This is a genomic window from Streptococcus sinensis, assembly GCF_000767835.1.
Taxonomy (GTDB): Bacteria; Bacillota; Bacilli; order Lactobacillales; family Streptococcaceae; genus Streptococcus; species Streptococcus sinensis.
Map to the genome: position 1 here is coordinate 23,178 of NZ_JPEN01000078.1, position 6,751 is coordinate 29,928.

10 protein-coding genes are annotated in these 6,751 nt (G+C 43.1%); all 10 read right to left on the reverse strand.

The annotated features are described in order from the left end of the window. Window positions 1-78 precede the first annotated feature (78 nt). The 10 genes from SSIN_RS07145 to SSIN_RS07190 all read right to left on the reverse strand — a co-directional run bounded on the left by SSIN_RS07145 (window position 79) and on the right by SSIN_RS07190 (window position 6,461). Window positions 79-1,272, reverse strand: a complete 1,194-nt coding sequence (locus tag SSIN_RS07145; protein WP_037617372.1) for an acetate kinase — start codon at window positions 1,270-1,272, stop codon at window positions 79-81. Between the two features lie 48 nt (window positions 1,273-1,320). Next, on the reverse strand, window positions 1,321-2,274 hold the full coding sequence (locus tag SSIN_RS07150; protein WP_037617373.1) for a class I SAM-dependent methyltransferase: 954 nt from the start codon (window positions 2,272-2,274) through the stop codon (window positions 1,321-1,323). 80 nt (window positions 2,275-2,354) lie between these two features. After that, window positions 2,355-2,735: a competence type IV pilus minor pilin ComGG gene (gene comGG, locus SSIN_RS07155; protein ID WP_037617377.1), complete on the reverse strand. Its 381-nt coding sequence runs from the start codon at window positions 2,733-2,735 to the stop codon at window positions 2,355-2,357. Then, window positions 2,716-3,174, reverse strand: a complete 459-nt coding sequence (gene comGF / locus SSIN_RS07160) for a competence type IV pilus minor pilin ComGF (RefSeq protein WP_425314567.1) — start codon at window positions 3,172-3,174, stop codon at window positions 2,716-2,718. Before comGF ends, comGG begins: the two co-directional genes overlap by 20 nt. Next, entirely contained in the window at window positions 3,137-3,430 is a 294-nt protein-coding gene (comGE, locus tag SSIN_RS07165; RefSeq protein ID WP_209325465.1) for a competence type IV pilus minor pilin ComGE, read from the reverse strand. The genes comGF and comGE overlap by 38 nt, the downstream gene beginning before the upstream one ends. Then, complete coding sequence (gene comGD / locus SSIN_RS07170) at window positions 3,396-3,830, reverse strand: competence type IV pilus minor pilin ComGD (RefSeq protein WP_037617383.1); 435 nt, start codon at window positions 3,828-3,830, stop codon at window positions 3,396-3,398. The genes comGE and comGD overlap by 35 nt, the downstream gene beginning before the upstream one ends. Continuing rightward, complete coding sequence (comGC, locus tag SSIN_RS07175; RefSeq protein WP_037617385.1) at window positions 3,790-4,107, reverse strand: competence type IV pilus major pilin ComGC; 318 nt, start codon at window positions 4,105-4,107, stop codon at window positions 3,790-3,792. The genes comGD and comGC overlap by 41 nt, the downstream gene beginning before the upstream one ends. Beyond that, window positions 4,104-5,120 (reverse strand): competence type IV pilus assembly protein ComGB, encoded by a 1,017-nt coding sequence (gene comGB, locus SSIN_RS07180; protein ID WP_052076772.1) that lies wholly within the window; start codon window positions 5,118-5,120, stop codon window positions 4,104-4,106. The genes comGC and comGB overlap by 4 nt, the downstream gene beginning before the upstream one ends. Beyond that, window positions 5,068-6,009, reverse strand: coding sequence for a competence type IV pilus ATPase ComGA (gene comGA / locus SSIN_RS07185; protein ID WP_037617387.1), 942 nt, complete (start codon window positions 6,007-6,009; stop codon window positions 5,068-5,070). The genes comGB and comGA overlap by 53 nt, the downstream gene beginning before the upstream one ends. A gap of 74 nt (window positions 6,010-6,083) precedes the next feature. Continuing rightward, window positions 6,084-6,461, reverse strand: a complete 378-nt coding sequence (locus SSIN_RS07190) for a DUF1033 family protein (RefSeq protein ID WP_037617389.1) — start codon at window positions 6,459-6,461, stop codon at window positions 6,084-6,086. Window positions 6,462-6,751 lie beyond the last annotated feature (290 nt).

Sequence of the window (6,751 nt, forward strand, 5' to 3'; positions counted from 1 at the left end):
GCAATCACTTGCAAACGGATGAAAACAAATCAAAAGCCCTCATTAGGCCTATAATCCTAGTGAGGGCTTTGTGGTTGATTATTGATTCTTAAAACGTTCTACATCACGCGCAATGACCAATTCTTCATCTGTCGGAATGACCAGAACCCTTACTTTAGCAGCTTCTGTTGAGATGTCTCCTGTTGCACCAAAGACATTCTTTTCGGGATCGACATCGCAGCCAAACCAAGAAATTCCTTCGATAACCATTCGACGAATCGTTACAGAGTTTTCGCCAATCCCAGCTGTAAAGATGATTGCATCTGCTCCATTTAAAACCGCTAAGTATTGGCCAATATATTTCTGGATTCGATCTACAAAGATCTCATTGGCCAACTGAGCTTTCTCATCACCTGCACGCATCGCCGCATGAATATCCCGCATATCACTTGATCTTTCAGAAACGCCCAAAAGTCCAGATTCGCGATTCAGGATACGACTGATGTCCTCCGGCGTATTAAAATCATCTGTATGTTGTATTAAATATGGAATAATCGCTGGATCAATATCCCCCGTGCGCGTTCCCATCATAATACCACCAAGCGGAGTGAAGCCCATAGAAGTATCTACTGAAATTCCCTTATCAACTGCTGTGATAGAAGCTCCATTCCCGATATGGCAAGTAATCAGTTTTAATTCTTCAATCGGTTTACCCAATACTTTCGCAGCTTCGTGGGCGACATATTCATGGCTGGTACCATGCGCCCCATATTTCCGAACCTTGTTTTCAGTATAATATTTCGTTGGCAACGGGTAACGATAAGCCTTTTCTGGCATCGTTGTGTGGAAAGAAGTATCAAAAACCACGACACTGGTAATATCAGGCAAGATTTCTTTGAAAGCACGGATTCCCGCAGCATTTGCTCCATTATGAAGAGGAGCCAAAAGAGCTAATTCTTCGACTTTTTCAATGACTTCTTCATCTACCAGAGCTGATTCCTTGAAATATTCCCCACCTGCCACGACACGGTGGCCAACACCTGTAATTTCATCATAAGACTGGATAATATCAAAGCGCATCAAGTCATCTAATAGGATTTTCACGGCCTGAGTATGGTCAGCAATATCTAAAATTTGCTTTTCTGATCGGCCGTTAAATTTTACTGTAGAGATAGAATCCTTGAGACCGATCCGTTCAATCAGGCCTTTTGCGAGCACTTCTTCTTCTGGCATCAAATAAAGCTGCCATTTCAAACTCGAACTTCCAGCATTAATAGAAATAGTTTTTGACATTTCGTCACCTCTTTAAGCGTTTTCAAACCTATTATATCAAAAATTTGTTTAAATTTCACTATCTTTGCGCCAGTTTTGAAAACTTTCCCGAAATTTCAAAATCTCATTCTGGCTCTGCAAATCCTGTAGGAGATAGATAAAAGGCTGAATGTCTGTCTCTTCTTGTTTCCTTAAGACAAAAAGTGTCTTGGCATGCTGACTGCTTAAGAAAATAGTTTCTGGTAGGACAATCATCGCAAAAAGCTGGGCTTTGGAAAGCAACCATTTTTTAAACAAGTGACTTTGCTTACTCGTCAGCAGATCATTTGGTGCGAGAAAGATAGCATAGCCTCCCGGCTTCAAATATTTCAGCGACTGCTCGATCAAGAGATGATGGGCGTACGTATGCTCCTCCGGGCTGGCAACCTCATAACGGTCTGCAACTGCATCATCTGGATAATAGCCCACTGGCAAATCACTGATAATCAGATCACTTTCTTTCAGAACCTGAGGCCGCACAGCATCACCTTGGGCAAAATGTGCCTTGGAATTCATGACCTCAGCAATGCTAGCGGACAAATCAATCAGTAAATCGTCAATTTCCAAACCTAGATAATCAATATTTTTTTGAGTATGATTGAGAATGGTCTCAGCCAGATTTCCCATACCGCTTCCAATTTCGAGAAGATCGACCTTTTCACCTTTTGCCAGCTGGTCAATCAAAAAACTAATCAACAAACCGATCGAATCAGGCGTGAATTGATGATTGGCTTGAAGCGGCTCTGTTTGAGAGGCCTTCATAAAAATAAACTGATAGGCCCGACGCCACTCTTCCTTAGTCAAATGCAAAGCGCGAAGCTTCTCGTTATTTTTCAGAATTTCTTGTAAATCGGTATCCCCGTCTAGATAGATCCCATTCTGCTCAATCAAGGCATCGTAAAAATTGGTTGCCAGAGCATTTTGGATATTTTGCACATTTTCTAAAATCAAGTTGTAAGCTCGTTCTATCTTTTCAAATTTCATGGCATCCTCCGTTGTCTTATGATACCAAAAAGAAGACGTCTTTCCAAGGGGGATCGGATTACAAATCTTTTACATTTCTATCACTTACGGTTTTTGTCGATTGAAAACGAATGTTCTTCATTTTCTTTAGCATTTTTTGTCTTCGTTTCTGCCTCCTTCTTATTTTCAAAATAGAAAGAATAGCTCTTCTGATTGGCGAGTTGGCTACTGACCTCCAGCATTTTCCCCTGCTGGCGATAATGGGTGCTCCCTTGGTCAAATGCTAACTGACCGCTATCATCTGTGACGGTATCCTTGGTCAAAACAGCCAAAGCATGGGCCTCTGTTCGCTCCCGATTGGCTTGAAACAAGCGTTGATTGGTCACCTGCCGATTCAGATAAAACTGCAAAAGTAAGCTGAAGACCGCTGCCATGAAGAGGGCATAAAGCAAGATGCCTGCCTTAACTTTTATCTTGCACACGATAGATGTACTCTCTTTCTAAATCATTGTCAAACCGGAAGCGAAAGCGGACAAGGTCTCCCTCCTGACTGACCGGAGCAGCTTTAAGTCCATAAATCATAGGCTGATAACCACGCCCTGAAGCATCCGTTTTCCGGAAATCATCACCCCGAGATTTGCCCAAAGCCAGATTCTTGCCATCCTGTTTGATATAGATTTTGTCGTTTTCGACCCGGTCAAATTGGCTGCGTGATAGCTCTGTCTCTAACTGATCGACAAATAAGAACCATTCCTGCTGCTTATTTTCCTGTTGATGTCGTAGTTCAAAAGCCAAAAGCTTAGTCATAGACTGAAAAACTAACATCCCACCGCTCAAAACCAGCAGGGCAACTAAAGTCTCTAAAAGTGTAAAAGCTTTGATTCTAACGTTTTTTAACACTGAGCACCTTCTCCTCCTGATGATAAACGGTTAATTGTCGGTCGGTCTTGACCTGGCGGACCGTGATGCCATTGACTGTCAGACTTTCCTGCCCCGTCTGCATGGCCATCCGAGCAACCCGTAGGACTTCCTCCTCCTGCAATAAACGAGTCTGTTCCTGCCGCGACTGGCTAATTTGGCCAAGCAGGAGGCTGGTAATAGCCGCAAAAACCGCCATTGCCACCAGAGCCTCCAGCAAAATGCTAGCCTTCATTCGTCGTCTTTTTAAATTTTCCATTGCCCATATAAAGCTGGTAAACAACCCTTTTATCCTCCGTTTGAAAAACAATCTTGCTGAGCGAAGAATTCCCGCCAGCCTGATCAAACTGAATAGTCTGAGGAGCATGCTCCTGCAAGGTCTTGGGAAACTCCACCTGCTGGTAGCCATTGGAAATCTTACGGTCCGAAATGGTCAGCTTTATCTTTTCATGCCCAGCCAGACTCAGCTTTTGACTCTCCTGATAAAGATGCTCAAATTCCATGAAAAATAACTGCTCCTGCACTTGATTGAAACCAGCCTGAACAGAGCTAGATAGACCTAATAAAATAAAACTGACCACAAATAAAGTCAAGAGACTTTCCAGCAAGGTAAAAGCTTTAATCCGCAACTGCACGAGCTTCACTACTGTTTTTTCCATAGTAAGCCTTATAGGATGCCACCTGCTTATCGGTAATCCGACCATCAGCAACCAATTTTCCTAGAGTAGCTTTTTCATTAACATTCTTCAATTCATAAAGCTCAGCCTGACTTTCTACCACCTTGACTACGGCTGCATTGCCGCTTTCTGAGATAGTATCCTTTTGCTTAGTCAAATTCGGAACAAACAAGAGCATCAAGACGCTGATGATTAAAAGAACGACTAACATTTCCACCAAAGTAAAAGCTTTAACCTTCAAAGTTTTTAATTTTTTCATAATTGAATCTCCATATTTTGATAAATAGGCAACAACATGGCTGCATAGAGCAAAACGATCACAAGGGCGACAAAGACAAATACGAGAGGCTGTATCAGATTCATAGCACGGTTGATTCTCAGGAAAAACTCTTCCCAAGTCTTTTCGGCATACAGCTCCAATTCGTCGCCCAACTTAGACTTGATCTCACCGTATTCAATGATTAAGGCTAACTCTTTCTTAAAGAAGGGATAGGTACCGACCTTCTCGGCATAGCCCTGACCTGCACCTAAGGCCGTCTCCAAGTCTCGCCCCAGCTCCTGAAAAAGCTGAGACGGCTGGTCCTGCATGATGAGAAAGATCTGGCTTAATTCCAGCCCTTGACCAATCATATTGCCCCATTCACGCGCATAGTAGGCTGTCAGATAGGCTCGTACTAAGATGCCAACAAGAGGAATCTTGGCCAAACGACTGAAAAATCTCATCTTAGAGCTCTTGCGATAATAGAACCAGCCACCGCAAATCACCAAGCAAAACGCCAAAACATTTCCCAGAAAGATCTGCGGTAGATGGTGAATGAACTGAGTAGCCATATTTTGACTATCCAGCTGAGGCAGAAGGTAGTTACGCAAGCCTAGCATAATCAGCACTAGAAACCCAAGCAGCATCAAGGGATAAGTCCCCACCTCAATCAATTTCTTACGGACCTTGGATAGATTTTCCAGATAATCCTCGATTTTACCCAAACTAAGATTTAGATTTCCATGCAGCTCTGACAAAGATAGCTGGGTGACCACATTATCTGAAAAGCCCAAACGCTTCATCATCTGCGAAAACGACTGGCCAGCAGCCAAACCCGAACGCATTTCCGCGACATAGGCCTCTTCTAAAAGGGCACTCCGCCGTAGAAAATCGACAATTTCCGCCAGATGAAAACCACTGGTAAAGAGATTGCGAAATAGCTCGATAACCTTCTTTTGCTTAGGCGTAGATAATTTTTTCTGCCTGCCTTTGATCAGCTGTGATATGTCCATCTGCAAAAAGCTGGTCAATCTGCTGGTTCCAGAGATTGGCTTCGTGCTTTTGATAATCTTGGTTGACAAAGTCGATCACACCTCCTCCCCCGATTAAGCGCTGGTAACAGACGCCCTGTAACACCATGCGCAGCTCATCCTCACTGGCACCCAGCTCCAGCAGGCGCTCATACACTCCGCGAATGCTCTTAGCATGAATAGTTGAAAAGACCGTTGCCCCTGTCAAACTAGCCCTTACCACCGCACGAGCCGTTTCTTGATCGCGGATTTCCCCGATAATCAAAAGATCCGGTCGGTGGCGCAGAGATAGCTTGATGAGGCTGTCGTAGGTCATGCCGATGGTTTCATTTAGTTGAAGCTGGAGCATGTTTTCCTGCTTGATTTCCACAGGGTCTTCGATAGACATGACCTGTTGTTGCCCAAATCTCATCTGAGCCAGCTGATGCATCAGGGTCGTCTTTCCACTGCCAACTGGCCCTGAAAACAGATAAAGACCACGAGAATTTACTTTTTCACGAAGATCAGGCAGATTTTCAAACCAAAAACGCAGCTCACGCTCTTCATCATGTAAAAGCCGAATGACCAGACTCTCGAAGCCACGGTAATCCCCGACGGTCGACAGACGAAGCGAGACCGTTACATCCCCACAATCATAATCGCAGGAACCTAGCTGACTGCGCCTCTTCTCCCCTACATTCATGCCTGATACAAACTTAAAGTGGCTGATGACCGATGATAATAAATCAAAATCATAGGTTTGAATGAAACGCCGCTCATCACCCACTCGCATATAGAGCTCATAGCAAGAGCTCTTGGGAATCAGATAAAGATCTTGGGCCGCTTCCTGCCTGGCCAATTGAATCATTTCCTTTGCAATTTCTTGAACCATAAGTCCTCCTTACCTTATTATTCGCAAAAGAAAAAAGAAAAGGCTGAGAAAAATCCCAACCTTCATATTTTATTCTATTTTTGAATTGTTTTAATCCTCACAGGGCAGGCCCGATGGTTTTCTGTCCCATTTTGCCTAACATAACCTGGACGGAATTTATCCTCAGAAATCCGACATTCATTTTCCAGTAAAAAGAGGGAATGATATTGCTGAATATCTTCATTGCATTCTTCACACCATCTTTTCTCCTTTGGATCCCAAAAAATAGTCATTAAATCACTGCGACTTCTATAAAATGGTGAGCACGCCACCATCTCCTCCCAGCGTAATTTATAATATTTCAAAGCATCATAATAGTCTGCGAACTGCTTTTTCTCGATAATATCGCTTTCCCAGCCTTCCAAAAACCACCAAGGCTCACAATCCCCAAACATTTCTATTACACAGTACATACGCATCCTCTCTTTGTACCGTATATTATATATAAAATCCTTTGATAATGAAACTATTTTGCTTACAGCTTGGACAAAGTTTTATTTTTGTACAAAAAACACAGATATCACTGCATAAGCAGCTATTAATCAAGCTCTCAAGACATAGTCTGCTGGTCTCTTTCAGAGTAAAAAAAAGGAGAAGACCTAACTGGTCCTCTCCAAGTCTTAGCTGATAGCAACCTATGACAGTTGACAAACATACTAAGATTAGTAGTGAAGAAATCTCCGACGGGAGAGAGTACTCACTA

Coding starts and splice junctions, on each gene's coding strand:
- comGE (WP_209325465.1), bottom strand. CDS start 3,430: ATGGAAAATTTAAAAAGACGACGAATGAAGGCTAGCATTTTGCTGGAG.
- comGD (WP_037617383.1), bottom strand. CDS start 3,830: ATGGAAAAAACAGTAGTGAAGCTCGTGCAGTTGCGGATTAAAGCTTTT.
- SSIN_RS07150 (WP_037617373.1), bottom strand. CDS start 2,274: ATGAAATTTGAAAAGATAGAACGAGCTTACAACTTGATTTTAGAAAAT.
- comGB (WP_052076772.1), bottom strand. CDS start 5,120: ATGGACATATCACAGCTGATCAAAGGCAGGCAGAAAAAATTATCTACG.
- comGC (WP_037617385.1), bottom strand. CDS start 4,107: ATGAAAAAATTAAAAACTTTGAAGGTTAAAGCTTTTACTTTGGTGGAA.
- comGA (WP_037617387.1), bottom strand. CDS start 6,009: ATGGTTCAAGAAATTGCAAAGGAAATGATTCAATTGGCCAGGCAGGAA.
- SSIN_RS07145 (WP_037617372.1), bottom strand. CDS start 1,272: ATGTCAAAAACTATTTCTATTAATGCTGGAAGTTCGAGTTTGAAATGG.
- SSIN_RS07190 (WP_037617389.1), bottom strand. CDS start 6,461: ATGTACTGTGTAATAGAAATGTTTGGGGATTGTGAGCCTTGGTGGTTT.